Below are 13,823 nucleotides of genomic sequence, written 5' to 3' on the forward strand. Positions count from 1 at the left end.
CGGGCGAGCTGTGATGAAGAGAAAGGTTAACGGGAGTGTGACATGCCGTCATTGACGCCGCTGAAGCTGTTTAAAAACCTGTCTGACGAGACGCGCCTGACCTTGGTGCTGCTGTTGCGCCACGCCGGTGAACTGTGCGTGTGCGAGTTGTCGGGCGCACTGGCGCTGCCGCAACCCAAGATTTCAAGGCATCTGGCGATGCTGCGTGAAAGCGGGCTGCTGCTCGATCGGCGCGATGGTAAATGGATACATTATCGCCTGTCGCCGCATATGCCGGCCTGGGCGGCGGCGATTATTGAGCAGGCTTATCAGTGCCGGCCAGAACAGATGTCGGAGTTAGCGCAACGCGTGGCGAAAGGTTGTCCGTAACGGTAAAAAATTTACGCAAACACATATGAAAAATCGAATATGTAAACTTAAAAGGGCGGAAGGGCAGCGATGATAGTGGCAGGGGCGATCTTTATTCTGACGTTGATCTTGGTCATCTGGCAACCGAAAGGGCTGGGTATTGGCTGGAGTGCGTCGATCGGGGCGGGATTGGCATTATTGAGCGGCGTGGTGCACGTCGGCGACATCCCCGTGGTATGGCAGATAGTCTGGAATGCGACTGCGACCTTTATCTCCGTCATCATCATCAGCCTGTTGCTGGATGAAAGCGGCTTTTTCGCCTGGGCCGCCTTGCACGTCGCGCGCTGGGGCAACGGCAGGGGCCGCTGGCTGTTTACCTATATGCTCCTGTTGGGCGCGGCTGTGGCGGCGCTGTTCGCCAATGATGGCGCCGCGTTAATCCTCACGCCGATCGTGATCGCCATGCTGTCGGCGCTCGGTTTTCGTCCTGCTGCGGTGCTGGCTTTCGTCATGGCGGCGGGCTTTATCGCCGATACCGCCAGCCTGCCGCTGGTGGTGTCCAACCTGGTGAATATCGTTTCGGCGGATTTCTTTCACTTGGGCTTTACGGAGTATGCGGCGGTGATGGTGCCGGTCAACCTCGTCGCCGTGGCGGCGACGCTGGTGATGTTGCATCTGTTCTTCCGCAAGGATATTCCGCCGAGCTATGCGCTGACGCGTTTACCGGCACCGCGGGAAGCGATTCGCGATCGCGCGACGTTTCGAGCCGGTTGGGCGGTATTGGCGCTGTTGCTGATTGGCTTTTTCGCCCTGGAACCGCTCGGCGTGTCGGTGAGTTTGGTCGCCGCCAGCGGCGCGCTGGTGCTGCTGGCGGTTGCGAAACGCGGGCGGGCGATCGATACCGGTAAAGTACTGCGCGGGGCGCCCTGGCAGATCGTGATTTTCTCGCTGGGCATGTATCTGGTGGTCTATGGGCTGCGCAATGCCGGCTTGACCGATCTGCTGTCCGGCGTGCTGGATGCGCTGGCGCGGCAGGGGCTGTGGGCGGCGACGCTCGGCACCGGCTTCCTGAGTGCGTTTCTCTCTTCCGTCATGAATAACATGCCGACGGTGCTGGTGGGGGCGCTGTCGATCGACGGCAGCGGCGCGGAAGGCGTCATCAGGCAGGCGATGATTTACGCTAACGTCATCGGCAGCGATCTCGGCCCTAAAATCACCCCGATCGGCAGCCTGGCCACGTTGCTGTGGCTGCATGTGTTGGCAAGGAAAGACATCGTCATTACCTGGGGCTATTATTTCCGCGCAGGACTGGTGATGACGCTGCCAATTCTGTTCGTCACCCTGGCAGCGCTGGCGCTGCGGCTGTCCGTTTTATCCTAACCGGAGAAACCGTCATGAGCAGTATCAAGATTTATCACAACCCGGCCTGCGGCACGTCGCGCAATACGTTGGCGCTGATCCGCAACAGCGGCGTTGAGCCGGAGGTGATTCTGTATCTGGAAACGCCTCCCAGCCGCGAACGGTTGATTGCGTTGCTGGCCGACATGAACATGCCGCCGCGCGCGTTGTTGCGAAAAAACGTCGAGCCTTACGCCGAGCTGCAGCTGGACGACAGCGCCTGGAGCGACGAACAACTGATCGACTTCATGGTGCAACAGCCGATCCTGATCAATCGCCCCATCGTGGTGACGCCGCTTGGCACGCGCCTATGCCGTCCGTCGGAGGCGGTGTTGGAGATTCTGCCGGATCCGCAGCGCGGCGCCTTCAGCAAAGAAGACGGCGAGCCGGTGATCGACGCGCAGGGCCGCAGGATAACCTAAGGCTGATCGCTGCGGCCCCGCATTTCGGCCAATCAGTGCAATTCGGCGCCGCTGCGATCGGCCAGCGCTTCCAGCAGCGGGGCGGAAGGCACGAAGAACAGGGTGCCGGTCACCGCGCGGCTAAAATCGAGCAGCCGATCGTAGTTGCCGGCCGGGCGGCCGATAAACATGTTTTCCAGCATCTGCTCGATCGGCTGCGGGGAGCGCGCATAGCCGATAAAGTAGGTGCCGAACTCGCGCAGGCCGGGGCGGCCGAACGGCATGTTGTCGCGCAGAATTTTCACCTCGTTGCCTTGCTCGTCGGTGATGGTGGTCAGCGAACTGTGCGACGACGACGGTTTGACCGCTTCATCCAGCTCGATGTTGGACTGCTTATGGCGGCCGATGATCTTCTCCTGCGTTTCCACGCTGAGCGAATTCCAGCCCTGCATGTCGTGCAGGTATTTCTGCACCAGCACATAGCTGCCGCCGCTGAACGCCGCGTCTTCGTCGCCGATCACCGTGTAGTCGAAGGCTTCGTGCCCTTCCGGGTTCTCCGTGCCGTCGACGAAGCCGATCATGGCGCGCTGATCGAAGTAACGGAAGCCGTGCACCTCCTCGATCACCGTCACGGCGTCGCCGAGCTTGGCGGTCAACTGAGAGGCCAGTTCAAAACACAGATCCATTTCATCGGCGCGGATATGCAGCAGGATGTCGCCAGGCGTGGCGACGGCGACGCGTTCCCCGCTGCCGATCGGGCTGAACGGATGCAGCTGGCGAGGGCGCGGTGCGCCGAACAGCGTATCCCAGGCCTCGGAGCCGAAGCCGCAGACGCAGGTGAGGTTGCCCGCCGGCGCGCGTTTGCCGACCGAACGCACCACGGCGGCGATGTCGCCGCACCAGGCGCGCACCGCCGCCAGATGGGCGGGAACGGGCGACAGGGTGGCGACGATAAAGATGGCATGGCGCGTCACCGGCGTGAATACGGCTTGCGGCAGGGGGGGATTTGCATTCATTGCATTCGGCTCCAGTGTGTTCGGGTGAAATAGCTCAGATCAAATTAAAGTGCTCGTCGGGTTTCATCGGCGGCGGCAGCGGGCTTTGGTCATTCATTTCCAGCAGGTTGCGCTCGATGGTGTTGCAGATGGCGTTTAACGGCAGATGGTTGGCCGACACGCCAAACGGATCCTCCAGCTCTTCGGCCAGTGAGTCCCAGGATAAGAAGGTATAGGAAATGAACACCGAAACAAACGGTGTCATGTAATGCAGGTCGGTCACCAGGGCAAAAGGCAACAGGCTGCAGAACAGGTAAACGGTGCGCTGCAGGATCAGGGTATAGGCGAACGGCACCGGCGTGCTGGCGAGCCGTTCGCAGCCGCCGAGGGCGTGGGACAGTTCGCTCAGCTTGTTGTCGAGCAGCTCGAAAGTGATGTCGCTCAGCAGCCCCTGTCGGCGCAGCTTGCCGATCTCCTGGCCCAGCATCAGCAGGATGCGGTTGGTCGGCATCGGGCTGGCGATCACCTCGGCCAGCTCTTTGCTGCTGAGATTGTGGTACAGATCGGCGGTGGGATCGGTGGCGCGCAGTTGATGCTTCAGGCTCCAGCTGAAGGCGATCAGCAGCTTGGCGACCTTTTGCTGCACCGCCGGTTCGTCCGGCAGCAGGCTTTTGATCTGTCGCAGCAGGGATCGCTCGGTAATCAGCAACGAGCCCCACAGGTTGCGCGCTTCGACAAAGCGGCTGTAGCCGGCATTATTGCGAAAGCCGAGAAAAATCGCGATGGCGATGCCCAGCAGGCTGAACGGCGCGATGGTTAAATGCACGCCGAGCTGTTCGTACCATTGGTAGCTGATCACCGCCACTATCGACATCAGCACGTTCAGCGACAGACGAAAGGTGATCTTTGACAGCACGGAACCGTGCCAGGCGAACAGGCGAAAAAACCAGTTCTGGTGCGGGCGAATTATCATGACGTGGATGCTTCCTGGTGTCCTGCTATTGAGAATAGTCGATTCTTATCCGGCGGCGTTAGGCCGCCGTTGTCGATTGCCAGAGCCGCTGCGGGTGCGTATAGACGGTGGCGCGCCCCGGCTTGCTGAAGCCCACCAGCGTCAGGTTGCTGCGCTCGGCCACCTCCACCGCCAGGCGGGTGGCGGCGGAAACGGCGAACAGGATCTCGACGCCGCACATGGCGGATTTTTGCACCATTTCATAGCTGGCGCGGCTCGACACGAGCGCCGCACCCTGCAGCCACGCCTGTTGGCTGCGGTAGCCCAGCAGCTTATCGAGCGCCACGTGGCGGCCGACGTCTTCACATCCGCCGCTGAGCGCGCCGTCCGGCTGGATCCAGGCCGCCGCGTGGGTGCAGCCGGTCAGTTTACCCACCGTTTGCACGTCCTGCAGCTGCGCCAATGCCCGGTCGAGCAGCGCCAAATCGAAACGTTGCGTGAAAGGCAGCGGCGCGATGGGCTGAGCAACCTCCTGCAGCTGTTCCACCCCGCAGACGCCGCAGCCGGTGCGGCCGGCCAGGCTGCGGCGCTTCTCTTTCAGCTGCATAAAGCGGCGGCTCGAGAGTTCCACATGCACTTCAATGCCGTTGCAGGCCGGTTGCTGGCGGATGTCGTAGATGTCGTCGGGGGAGGCGATGATGCCTTCGGACAGCGAAAAACCGATGGCGAAGGCCGCCAGATCTTTTGGCGTCGCCATCATCACCACGTGGGAAATACCGTTGTACACCAGGGCGACCGGCACTTCTTCCGCCAGCCAATCCTGCTGCGCCTGTGCCAGATCGTTGCGCTGCCAGACCGCGTGGCGCGACAGGCATTCCTGTTTGATATCGTCGGTTTCTGCGAAGAGTAGGTGCTTGTTCATAACGTTCTCGTGACCGTCGGTGACGAGGCGCCGACGAGGATGAATTCTTATTAGCAGGTGTGGGGATTATACAGGATTCTGATCCCGCTCGCGTAGGGAATCACGCCCTGCAGGTTATCCACAGTTTTGGTGGATAACGTGTGTGCAAGGGGCAGTGAAACACTTAGCAGGCGTAAAAAAAAATCGCTCAGAAAATTATTATATTACGCGACAAAGCGCGATCCGCAGGGGGATAGGGGGTTGCACGCGTTCGCGTTTTGTTTATGCTTTACTGTATAAATATACAGTTTGGTTATGATTATGCTGAGCAATTCAAGGTTGTATGCTTTTTCACCAGGTGAGCCCCTGACGTTACCGCTGTTTGCCGATCGCGTGGCCTGCGGTTTTCCCTCCCCGGCGCAGGACTATGTCGAGAGCCGGCTGGATATCGGCAAACTGCTGGTGCGGCATCCTAATGCCACTTATTCGTGCGCGCCAGCGGTGAGATGGAGCGAGCAGGATGGATCAGGCACTGAATTTTTCACTCAGCTATGCGCAGCTGATCCGGGAAGCAGAAGATGCGATTAAAAAATGCAATCTGAACCAGGGCGGGATGGGTTACACCCTAGAGTTGGGTAAGGCTTCTGTCATTCTGAGTTTCTGGTACGGTCTGGCGCTGCAGGGCTATCCGGGCACAATAATGGATGAACGTGTTGATGCCGACCGGCTGCGCCTGCATGTCCTCATCTATAAGAGAGAGGAGTGACATCGTGGCAACGGTTAACGTCCGCCGGCCGTCGCCGCTGTAGAGACGGATGCTGATTGTGCTGGCCGAACCTGCGCGCCCCCTGCCTGCTGCTGTGGCGCGCGGACGGAACGTTCATAAAGCTGGAAGGTGACGCGCTGCAGGTCGCCGGCGGGTATCAGGCCGCGTATGATGCCGGACTGCCGGTGCAGATCCAGGTGAATGACGGCCGTATCCGGGCAAAGGAATAGACGCTGGGGTTGGAGCCTGTCCTCATCGGCGCTATGCTGGAGACTGATGCGGAAGTATGCCGCCCCCAAACGGTAACTGATATTTTGCTGGTTGAGCAGATAGACCGCCTGACCCGTCTCAGCAACAGTGACTGGATGACGTTGAAAAAGCAGATTGAGCAGCATGAGTTACGGATTGTCAGCCTGGATGTCCCTACCTCATGGCAGGCGCTGTCAGAGAAAGATCCTTCACAGGCGGACCCGATCACCCGTGCAGTAATAACCGCTATCAATAACATGCTAATCGACCTGATGGCCGCGATGTCACATAAGGACTGGTTGAGTCGCCGCCAACGGCAAAAGCAGGGAATTGAACGGGCGCATACGTTGGGTAGATACCGGGGAAAGCAGGCAGATCAGGAACGACATCAGAAAGTCCTGTACTACCGACAGATTAAGAAACTGAGCATCCGAGAAACAGCAGACGCGACAGGCTACAGTACTTCCCAAGTTTGTCGCATTCAGGCCTTCTATAAAGAAGTTGAGACTGATTAAAAAGCAGCCTTAATGTACAATAATTTTCGATATCCAAACTGACCCCATGAACAATCAATGAGTTAGAGGTGAAAGATGATTTCATACAAAAAAATCATACCTGCTCTTGTCATATTCGCTTTATCTAATGCTGTGGCATATGCGAATGATTTCGACAAATCAAATGAAGCGATGGCAATTTCAGCAATAGGTTTTTCTGGCTCAAATGCTCGTGTTGCACATGATGTTTGTGGGGCAACCAATGAGAAAATTGATAAATATAAAAAACAAATAAAAGACTCATTAACTAGAACATTAAAGTATGAACAGTCAGGATTCGATACGCATTGGGATAATGGTTGGAAAAATGCTGATTTTTTGGTTAAGTCATTAAGTAATGATGAAGCCTATAAAAAAGAATATTGCCGAGAGGTTTTAGATGGAATTAATAATCCGGAAATGAATTAAGGATTATTCCTTATTCGGGGTTCTACGCCGGAACCCCAGATTTTTCCGTCCGCTAAAATTATCCCCGGTTGAGCAGCTTTATACCGTCAGCTCGCAGTGGACCATCAGGGGAAATGTGGCGGTACAGCGTTTGTCGGGTTATCCCAAGCTCCTGGCATAACGTACTGACTTTCGTCTCTGGCCGTCCCATTGATGCCATTGCCAGTCGCAATTTTATTGGCGTCATTTTGTAAGGCCGTCCGCCGTTCCTCCCGTGGGCTCTTGCTGAGGCAAGGCCTGCCGCTGTTCTTTGCGGCGCTGTACGCAGCAGAGACCGACGGCCGCGCGCGACTGGCTCGACACCCGCTTAGTCCCGCCCTCTGGTCAAATGCAGGCTGACGTGTACAGCCTGCAGGCAGAGGATTTCGTCTGGCAACCGGTATCGCCCGCCGTCGGCGCCGTTCGCAATGACAATCCCTCACTCATCCTGCCCATCGATACGCCAACGGTCTGAGTGCCGCATTATCCACAGTTTTGGTGGATATCATGTGTGCAAACACACGTGAAGAACGCCAAAAGCTGCAGGAAAAATCGCTCAGAAAATTATTATATTACGCGGGAAAGCGCGATCCGCAGGGGGATTGGGGGTTGCACGCGTTCGCGTTTTGTTTATGCTTAACTGTATAAATATACAGTTTGGTTATGATTATGCTGAGCAATTCAAGGTTGTATGCTTTTTCACCAGGTGAACCCCTAACGTTACCGCTGTTTGCCGATCGCGTGGCCTGCGGCTTTCCTTCCCCGGCGCAGGACTATGTCGAAGGCCGGCTGGACATCGGCAAGCTGTTGGTGCGGCACCCCAACGCCACCTATTTCGTGCGCGCCAGCGGCGAGTCGATGATCGACGGCAATATTCAGGATGGCGATCTGCTGATTGTCGACAGCGCCCTGACGCCGGAGCATGGCAATATCGTGATCGCCGCGGTGGATGGCGAATTCACCGTCAAAAAACTGCAGCGTCACCCCGACGTGCGGCTGTTGCCGATGAACCCCGCCTACGCGCCGATCGTGTTCGACGACGAAGCACAGCTGGAGATCTTCGGCGTGGTGACCTTTATCGTCTACGCGGCGCGGTAGCCATGTACGCCCTGGTAGACGTCAACAGTTTCTATGCTTCCTGCGAGACCATCTTTCGGCCCGACCTGCGGGGGCGACCGGTGATCGTGCTGTCCAACAACGACGGCTGCGTGATCGCCCGCAGCGCCGAGGCGAAGGCGTTGGGCGTGCCGATGGGCGCGCCTTATTTCAAAATCAAAGAGGAGATGCGCCGTCGCAACGTTGCGGTGTTCTCCTCCAACTACGCGCTGTACGCCGATATGTCCCGCCGGGTGATGGACACGCTGGAGGAGATGGCGCCGGCGGTGGAGATCTACTCGCTGGACGAAGCCTTTCTGCGGCTGGACGGCGTGGCGCATTGCGAAGCGCTGGAGCCGTTCGGCCAGCGGGTGCGCGATCGCATCCGGCGCGAGCTGCATTTGACGGTCGGGGTCGGCATTGCGCCGAGCAAAACGCTGGCCAAGCTGGCCAACTTCGCTGCCAAGAAATGGCGCGGCACCGGCGGCGTGGTGGATTTATCCGATCCGGTGCGCCAGCGTAAACTGCTGGCGCTGCTTCCGGTGGAAGAGGTGTGGGGCGTGGGGCGCCGCCTGACTCGCCAGCTGCAGGCGATGGGTATTCACACCGCGCTACAGCTGGCGGACTGCGATACCCGGCTGGCACGTAAAACCTTCAGCGTAGTGCTGGAGCGCACGATACGCGAGCTGCGCGGCGAATCGTGCCTGCAGTGGGAAGATGAGGCGGCGGCGAAAGAGCAGATCATCTGTTCCCGTTCGTTCGGCCAGCGGTTGACGCATTATCCGCACATGCGCGAGGCGATCTGCAGCTACGCCGAACGCGCCGCCGAAAAGCTGCGGCAGGAAAAGCGCTACTGCCGCAACGTCTCGGTGTTTATCAAAACCAGCCCGCATTCGGCGGGCGAAGGGTATTACAGCAATATGGGCACCGCCCGGCTGCAAACGCCGAGCAACGACAGCCGTGACATCATCGCCATGGCGGTGCGCGCGCTGGAGAGCATCTGGCAGGAAGGGCGGCGTTACCTGAAGGGCGGCGTGGTGCTGGGGGATTTCAGCGCCGCCGCCATGGCGCAGATCGACCTGTTCGACGACTGCCCGCCGCGCCGCAACAGCGAACGGCTGATGGCGACTCTCGATCGCCTGAATCAGGAAGGGCGCGGGCGCGTATGGTTCGCCGGGCAGGGGATCGTCAAGCCGTGGCAAATGAAGCGCGACATGCTGTCGCCGGCCTACACCACCCGGCTGGCGGATATTCCGGTGGCGCGGCTGGGGGAGCGGGCGCCGCGCACCGCTGAATCGAAGGAAGAAAAACGCCGCGGGTGACAACCGGCGGCGTGGGTAGGCAGAGTGTTACTTCACCGTCGCCGGATCCGGCTTATCGGGGGCGATGCCATACAGTACCATGGCGCGATTGACCTCGCTGCGGGCGATACGGCCTTCGTCAGCCAGCAGCTTCAACGCGGCGAGCGCGATGAAATGGCGGTTGACCTCGAAGAACTCACGCAGCGCCTCGCGGGTGTCCGAGCGGCCAAAGCCGTCGGTGCCCAAGGCGATAAAGGCGCGGTCGGGCAAGAACGGTTTGATCTGATCGCCGACGATCTTCATATAGTCCGTTACCACCACCACCGGGCCGGGATGCGCCGCCAGCAGGCTCTGAATATAAGGAACTTTCGGCGGATCTTCCGGATGCAGCAGGTTCCAGCGTTCGGCCGCCATGCCGTTGCGGCGCAGCTCGCTCAGGCTGGTGGCGCTCCAGATATCGCTGGCGACGCCAAAGTCCGCCGCCAACAGCTCCGCCGCCGCCAGCGCCTCGCGCATGATGGCGCCGCTGGCGACCAGTTGAGCGCGCGGGCTCTCTTGGTTTGCCGCTTCGTTCCGTTTGAGCAAATAGGCGCCCTGGATAATCCCGTCCTCCACGCCCGCCGGCATCGACGGCTGCGGGTAGCCCTCGTTGAGCAAGGTGATGTAGTAGTAAATATCCTCTTGTTCAACGAACATTCTGCGCATGCCGCTCTGGACGATCACCGCGAGTTCATAGGCATAGGTCGGATCGTAGGAGACGCAGCTGGGGATCACCGAAGACAGCACGTGGCTGTGGCCGTCGTCATGCTGCAAGCCTTCGCCCATCAGGGTGGTTCTGCCGGAGGTGGCGCCGAGCAGGAAACCCTTGGTGCGCGCGTCGGCCGCCGCCCAGGCGAGATCGCCCACCCGCTGCAGCCCGAACATGGAGTAGAAGATATAGAACGGGATCGTCGCGACATCGTGGTTGCTGTAGGCGGTGCCGGCGGCGATCCAGGTCGATATTGCGCCGGATTCGTTGATGCCTTCCTGCAAAATCTGGCCGTCTTTGGCCTCTTTGTAGTAGCTGAGCTGCCCGGCGTCTTGCGGGGTATACAGCTGGCCGAGCCAGGAATGGATGCCAATCTGGCGGAACAGGCCTTCCATGCCGAACGTGCGCGACTCGTCCGGCACGATGGGCACGATCAGTTTGCCGATGTTGGCGTCTTTGAGCAGCACGCCGAGGATATTGACGAAAGCCATGGTGGTCGACATGTTGCGTTCGCCGCTGCCTTTCAGGAGGCCGTCGAAGCGCGATAGTTCCGGTATCGCCAGCGGAGCGGATTGGCCGAAGCGGGCAGGGATGTAGCCGCCCAGCGCGGTGCGCGTCGCGGTGATGTACTTCGCCGCCGCGCTGTCGGGTTCGGGCTTCAGGTAAGGGATCTCTGCCAGTTGGGCGTCGGAGATGGTCAGCCCTAAACGGTCGCGGAAGGCTTTCACCGCATCCTGGCTCATTTTTTTCAGCTGGTGGTTGATGTTCTGCCCTTCACCGGCTTCCCCCATGCCAAACCCTTTGACGGTTTTGGCCAGCACCACCGTCGGCCTGCCCGTGGTATGTACCGCCTGATGGTAGGCGGCGTACACCTTTTGCGGATCGTGGCCGCCGCGGTGCAGCGCCCAGATCTCATCGTCGCTCAGGTCGGCGACCAGCTCGAGCAATTCCGGGTACTTGCCGAAGAAATGCTCCCGCACATAGGCGCCGCTTTGCGACTTGAAGGTTTGGTAATCACCGTCGACGCACTCCATCATGCGCTGCATCAGCAATCCGGAGCGGTCTTTTTGCAGCAGTTTGTCCCAGCCGCTGCCCCAAATTACCTTGATCACCTGCCAGCCGGCGGCTTTAAAGGTGCCTTCCAGCTCCTGAATAATCTTGCCGTTGCCGCGCACGGGGCCATCCAGCCGTTGCAGGTTGCAGTTCACGACGAAGATCAGGTTATCGAGTTTTTCTCGCCCGCCCAGCGCAATCGCCGCCAGTGATTCCGGCTGATCCATCTCGCCGTCGCCGAGAAACGCCCACACCTTTCTCCCCTGGTGCGGTTTCAGTTCGCGGTATTCCAGATAGCGCATGTAGCGCGCCTGGTAGGCGGCGGTCAGCGGCCCCAGACCCATCGAAACGGTGGGATATTGCCAGAAATCCGGCATCAGCCGCGGGTGCGGGTAGGAGGAGAGGCCGCGGCGTGTGGATTCGCGGCGAAAGTTGTCGAGCAGTTCCTCGTCGATGCGGCCTTCGAGATAGGCGCGGCCATAAATGCCGGGGGCGGAGTGGCCCTGGATATACACCATGTCGCCGGCAAACTCATCGGTGCGCCCGCGGAAAAAGTGCGTGAATCCCACATCGTAAAGCACCGCGGCCGACTGGTAGGTGGCGATATGCCCGCCGACGTTGGAATGTTTGCCGGCGCGCAGCACCATCGCCATGGCGTTCCAGCGAATAAACGCATTGATGCGCGCTTCAGCGGCCAGATCGCCGGGATACGTCGGTTGCTTATAGGCCGGGATCGTATTCACGTAGGGCGTGGTGACCAGGCTGAAGAAATCACCGTGTTTTCGCTGATCGGCTTCGGCCATTCTTTCCAACAAAAAATGCGCGCGTTCACGGCCGTCGATGTCAGTGACACCTTCAAATGCCTCAAGCCATTCAGCCGTCTCCTGTGGGTCAAGATCTGCTTTTACCGCGGGTTGGTTCATAAAGGCTCCAAATGTACTTACCTGATAAGGCGCTGAGCGATACAGGGATTTAGTGAGTTGCAAGTGCAAGAATTGCAAATGCAACAATGGCGAAAGCCACTCTATCCCTTTAAAATTGCAATTGCAACTCACCGGTTTTGACGAGAAAAATGACATGACAGATAAACAACCCGACCTGTGGTTCTCCTTTGTGCGTGCGCATCGGGCGATGATCAGAAAGATAGAGGCGAAGTTGTCGGAAGCGGGGCTGCCGGTTTACGCCTGGTATGACGTGTTATGGGGATTGGAAAGCGGGGAAAACGGCACACGCCGCATGCATGAGCTGGCGGACGTGTTGGTGATTGAGCGTTACAACCTGACCCGCCTGATGGATCGCCTGGAAAAAGAGCGGCTGGTCACGCGTTTTCGATCGGATGACGATCGCCGGGCCTCCTTCGCGACTATCACCGAGGAAGGCAAGGCCCTGCGGAAAAAGATGTGGGAGATCTACCGTTCGGTGGTCAACACCCACTTTCTCAACCAGTTCAGCGAAGAAGAGATCGCACGCTTCTCCGACGCGTTGAACAATGCGATGCAGCTGGCCAGAGAATGATCAGGCATCGGGCGTGATGTGCAGAACGCGCAGCGCATCGGCGATCAGCGCCGAAGGGATTTTCTGCTCGTCGGCCAGCAGTTTGAGGGCGCAGAGCGCAATCCATTCCGCCTGCGGATAGTGAATTTCGCCCCGGGTGCGAGAATCCGAACCCACCGCGGCAAAGCGTGCGGGAATGAACCGCTTGAGCTGGTTGGCGAGCAGATGCGAATAGTCGGTGACGGCGACGACGGGGGCATTCCCGGCGCCCAGACACGTTTTCAGATGGCATTCGCCGCCGCTGTCCTGGCGCTGCATGTCGGCGAGTTCGGCGTCCTGCGCCAACCGCGTGTAGCTGGGGCAGCTCCAGATTTCGGCCGCGATACCCCAATTTTTCAACACCTCAGCCGCCTGCTGAACGCGGGCGAGCGCACGGCCGGCGCCGCACAGGCGAACCTGCAACGGCGAGTCCGCCGCCGCCGCGACACGATACATCCCCTTGAACGCCTGTTCTGCGACAAACGGCTCCCCTGAAGAGAGGGGGCCATTGTCTACGTTGGTCGCGAGATACACCATCTTCCTCGTTCCCTCCAGATAGAGCGCGCGCAGGGCGTGATGGAGTATCGCGCCGGTTTCTCTTGCATTGGCCGGATCGAAAGGCAACCAGCCCGGCATGGCCGTGAGCTGAAGCGGGAACCAGGCCTGAACGCCTTTCGGCAAATCGGCACTGCCGGTATCTGCATCGCTGATGAAAATCCCCTTGCGATTGGTTTCCGGCTCAAGCCCGCGGAGCATGTCCACCGAGGGCGTGTTGACGCAGTAAAACAACGGCTTCTCATAACGCTCTGATTGATGGCCAAACCAGAGCGGCCAGGCGGTGGCATAGCGGGAACTCGGCGGCTCGGCGCGCCTTCTGCCGTCGATAAGCCAGATGTCGCCGCTGGCGTTGAGTTCGCTCAAGGCTTCCGCCGTCCAGGCGGTGGAAGAGGGAAGCGACGCGCCGGCGTTCTGGCTGACGGAGGCCATCTTGCGGATACAGGCTTCGGCTAGAGTTCTGGTCCTGGCGGAGGCGGCAGGCATTGTTATACGTTGAGGCGACATGCGGAGCATTCCCTTTAAGTTGCAAGTGCGATGATTGTAAT

Annotated in this window: 15 protein-coding genes and 2 pseudogenes; 12 read left to right on the forward strand and 5 right to left on the reverse strand. The window is 59.2% G+C overall.

Annotated features, from left to right (window positions below; translation table 11 throughout):
• The first annotated feature begins 42 nt into the window (after positions 1 to 42).
• From ACJ8KE_RS02680 to arsC, 3 genes are all read left to right on the forward strand, one after another.
• On the forward strand, positions 43 to 369 hold the full coding sequence (locus tag ACJ8KE_RS02680; RefSeq protein WP_016927219.1) for a metalloregulator ArsR/SmtB family transcription factor: 327 nt from the start codon (positions 43 to 45) through the stop codon (positions 367 to 369).
• A gap of 69 nt (positions 370 to 438) precedes the next feature.
• Positions 439 to 1,728 (forward strand): arsenic transporter, encoded by a 1,290-nt coding sequence (locus tag ACJ8KE_RS02685; protein WP_442517087.1) that lies wholly within the window; start codon positions 439 to 441, stop codon positions 1,726 to 1,728.
• A 14-nt stretch (positions 1,729 to 1,742) separates the two neighbouring features.
• Positions 1,743 to 2,168, forward strand: a complete 426-nt coding sequence (gene arsC / locus ACJ8KE_RS02690; RefSeq protein ID WP_016927221.1) for a glutaredoxin-dependent arsenate reductase — start codon at positions 1,743 to 1,745, stop codon at positions 2,166 to 2,168.
• 32 nt (positions 2,169 to 2,200) lie between these two features.
• Here arsC and ACJ8KE_RS02695 read toward each other — a convergent pair whose 3' ends face one another.
• The 3 genes from ACJ8KE_RS02695 to fdhD are packed head-to-tail and all read right to left on the reverse strand — an operon-like array spanning position 2,201 to position 5,016.
• A complete protein-coding gene (locus ACJ8KE_RS02695; RefSeq protein ID WP_126186541.1) occupies positions 2,201 to 3,163 on the reverse strand; it encodes a Dyp-type peroxidase in 963 nt (320 codons plus the stop codon).
• A gap of 34 nt (positions 3,164 to 3,197) precedes the next feature.
• Positions 3,198 to 4,115 (reverse strand): bestrophin family protein, encoded by a 918-nt coding sequence (locus tag ACJ8KE_RS02700; protein ID WP_016927223.1) that lies wholly within the window; start codon positions 4,113 to 4,115, stop codon positions 3,198 to 3,200.
• Positions 4,116 to 4,173: 58 nt separating this feature from the next.
• Entirely contained in the window at positions 4,174 to 5,016 is an 843-nt protein-coding gene (fdhD, locus tag ACJ8KE_RS02705; RefSeq protein WP_097101800.1) for a formate dehydrogenase accessory sulfurtransferase FdhD, read from the reverse strand.
• A gap of 294 nt (positions 5,017 to 5,310) precedes the next feature.
• Here fdhD and ACJ8KE_RS02710 point away from each other — a divergent pair.
• The 8 genes and pseudogenes from ACJ8KE_RS02710 to umuC all read left to right on the forward strand — a co-directional run.
• A pseudogene (locus ACJ8KE_RS02710) lies at positions 5,311 to 5,481 on the forward strand (DNA polymerase V); the annotation flags it as partial.
• 34 nt (positions 5,482 to 5,515) lie between these two features.
• Entirely contained in the window at positions 5,516 to 5,761 is a 246-nt protein-coding gene (locus ACJ8KE_RS02715) for a hypothetical protein (RefSeq protein WP_016927225.1), read from the forward strand.
• 56 nt (positions 5,762 to 5,817) lie between these two features.
• Entirely contained in the window at positions 5,818 to 5,991 is a 174-nt protein-coding gene (locus ACJ8KE_RS02720; RefSeq protein WP_016927226.1) for a hypothetical protein, read from the forward strand.
• A gap of 33 nt (positions 5,992 to 6,024) precedes the next feature.
• Positions 6,025 to 6,525 (forward strand): recombinase family protein, encoded by a 501-nt coding sequence (locus tag ACJ8KE_RS02725; RefSeq protein ID WP_079449959.1) that lies wholly within the window; start codon positions 6,025 to 6,027, stop codon positions 6,523 to 6,525.
• Positions 6,526 to 6,600: 75 nt separating this feature from the next.
• Positions 6,601 to 6,972 carry a hypothetical protein gene (locus ACJ8KE_RS02730; RefSeq protein WP_126502249.1) on the forward strand — a complete coding sequence of 124 codons (372 nt, stop codon included), beginning with the start codon at positions 6,601 to 6,603 and terminating at the stop codon, positions 6,970 to 6,972.
• A gap of 313 nt (positions 6,973 to 7,285) precedes the next feature.
• Positions 7,286 to 7,465, forward strand: a pseudogene (locus ACJ8KE_RS02735) (SOS response-associated peptidase family protein); the annotation flags it as partial.
• A 188-nt stretch (positions 7,466 to 7,653) separates the two neighbouring features.
• Entirely contained in the window at positions 7,654 to 8,088 is a 435-nt protein-coding gene (gene umuD / locus ACJ8KE_RS02740) for a translesion error-prone DNA polymerase V autoproteolytic subunit (RefSeq protein ID WP_197752065.1), read from the forward strand.
• Between the two features lie 2 nt (positions 8,089 to 8,090).
• Complete coding sequence (umuC, locus tag ACJ8KE_RS02745; RefSeq protein ID WP_079449866.1) at positions 8,091 to 9,407, forward strand: translesion error-prone DNA polymerase V subunit UmuC; 1,317 nt, start codon at positions 8,091 to 8,093, stop codon at positions 9,405 to 9,407.
• Between the two features lie 27 nt (positions 9,408 to 9,434).
• On the opposite strand, the gene aceE is transcribed toward umuC, so the two are convergent.
• Entirely contained in the window at positions 9,435 to 12,110 is a 2,676-nt protein-coding gene (aceE, locus tag ACJ8KE_RS02750; RefSeq protein ID WP_123867505.1) for a pyruvate dehydrogenase (acetyl-transferring), homodimeric type, read from the reverse strand.
• 154 nt (positions 12,111 to 12,264) lie between these two features.
• Between aceE and ACJ8KE_RS02755 the strand changes: the two genes are divergently transcribed.
• Positions 12,265 to 12,702 carry a MarR family winged helix-turn-helix transcriptional regulator gene (locus tag ACJ8KE_RS02755; protein ID WP_028128123.1) on the forward strand — a complete coding sequence of 146 codons (438 nt, stop codon included), beginning with the start codon at positions 12,265 to 12,267 and terminating at the stop codon, positions 12,700 to 12,702.
• Here the strand turns inward: ACJ8KE_RS02755 and ACJ8KE_RS02760 are convergent, their stop codons facing one another.
• Positions 12,703 to 13,782 (reverse strand): transketolase-like TK C-terminal-containing protein, encoded by a 1,080-nt coding sequence (locus ACJ8KE_RS02760; RefSeq protein ID WP_306376850.1) that lies wholly within the window; start codon positions 13,780 to 13,782, stop codon positions 12,703 to 12,705.
• Positions 13,783 to 13,823: the final 41 nt, after the last annotated feature.

Origin of the sequence: Serratia sp. CY56464 (assembly GCF_052168435.1) — a bacterium.
GTDB classification, from domain to species: domain Bacteria; phylum Pseudomonadota; class Gammaproteobacteria; order Enterobacterales; family Enterobacteriaceae; genus Serratia; species Serratia marcescens.

Excerpts from the sequence above, each read along its gene's own strand:
- ACJ8KE_RS02680 (WP_016927219.1), top strand. The coding sequence starts at position 43 with ATGCCGTCATTGACGCCGCTGAAGCTGTTTAAAAACCTGTCTGACGAG.
- umuD (WP_197752065.1), top strand. The coding sequence starts at position 7,654 with ATGATTATGCTGAGCAATTCAAGGTTGTATGCTTTTTCACCAGGTGAA.
- ACJ8KE_RS02695 (WP_126186541.1), bottom strand. The coding sequence starts at position 3,163 with ATGAATGCAAATCCCCCCCTGCCGCAAGCCGTATTCACGCCGGTGACG.
- ACJ8KE_RS02685 (WP_442517087.1), top strand. The coding sequence starts at position 439 with ATGATAGTGGCAGGGGCGATCTTTATTCTGACGTTGATCTTGGTCATC.
- ACJ8KE_RS02700 (WP_016927223.1), bottom strand. The coding sequence starts at position 4,115 with ATGATAATTCGCCCGCACCAGAACTGGTTTTTTCGCCTGTTCGCCTGG.
- ACJ8KE_RS02715 (WP_016927225.1), top strand. The coding sequence starts at position 5,516 with ATGGATCAGGCACTGAATTTTTCACTCAGCTATGCGCAGCTGATCCGG.
- arsC (WP_016927221.1), top strand. The coding sequence starts at position 1,743 with ATGAGCAGTATCAAGATTTATCACAACCCGGCCTGCGGCACGTCGCGC.
- ACJ8KE_RS02760 (WP_306376850.1), bottom strand. The coding sequence starts at position 13,782 with ATGTCGCCTCAACGTATAACAATGCCTGCCGCCTCCGCCAGGACCAGA.
- aceE (WP_123867505.1), bottom strand. The coding sequence starts at position 12,110 with ATGAACCAACCCGCGGTAAAAGCAGATCTTGACCCACAGGAGACGGCT.
- ACJ8KE_RS02725 (WP_079449959.1), top strand. The coding sequence starts at position 6,025 with ATGCTGGAGACTGATGCGGAAGTATGCCGCCCCCAAACGGTAACTGAT.
- ACJ8KE_RS02730 (WP_126502249.1), top strand. The coding sequence starts at position 6,601 with ATGATTTCATACAAAAAAATCATACCTGCTCTTGTCATATTCGCTTTA.
- ACJ8KE_RS02755 (WP_028128123.1), top strand. The coding sequence starts at position 12,265 with ATGACAGATAAACAACCCGACCTGTGGTTCTCCTTTGTGCGTGCGCAT.
- umuC (WP_079449866.1), top strand. The coding sequence starts at position 8,091 with ATGTACGCCCTGGTAGACGTCAACAGTTTCTATGCTTCCTGCGAGACC.
- fdhD (WP_097101800.1), bottom strand. The coding sequence starts at position 5,016 with ATGAACAAGCACCTACTCTTCGCAGAAACCGACGATATCAAACAGGAA.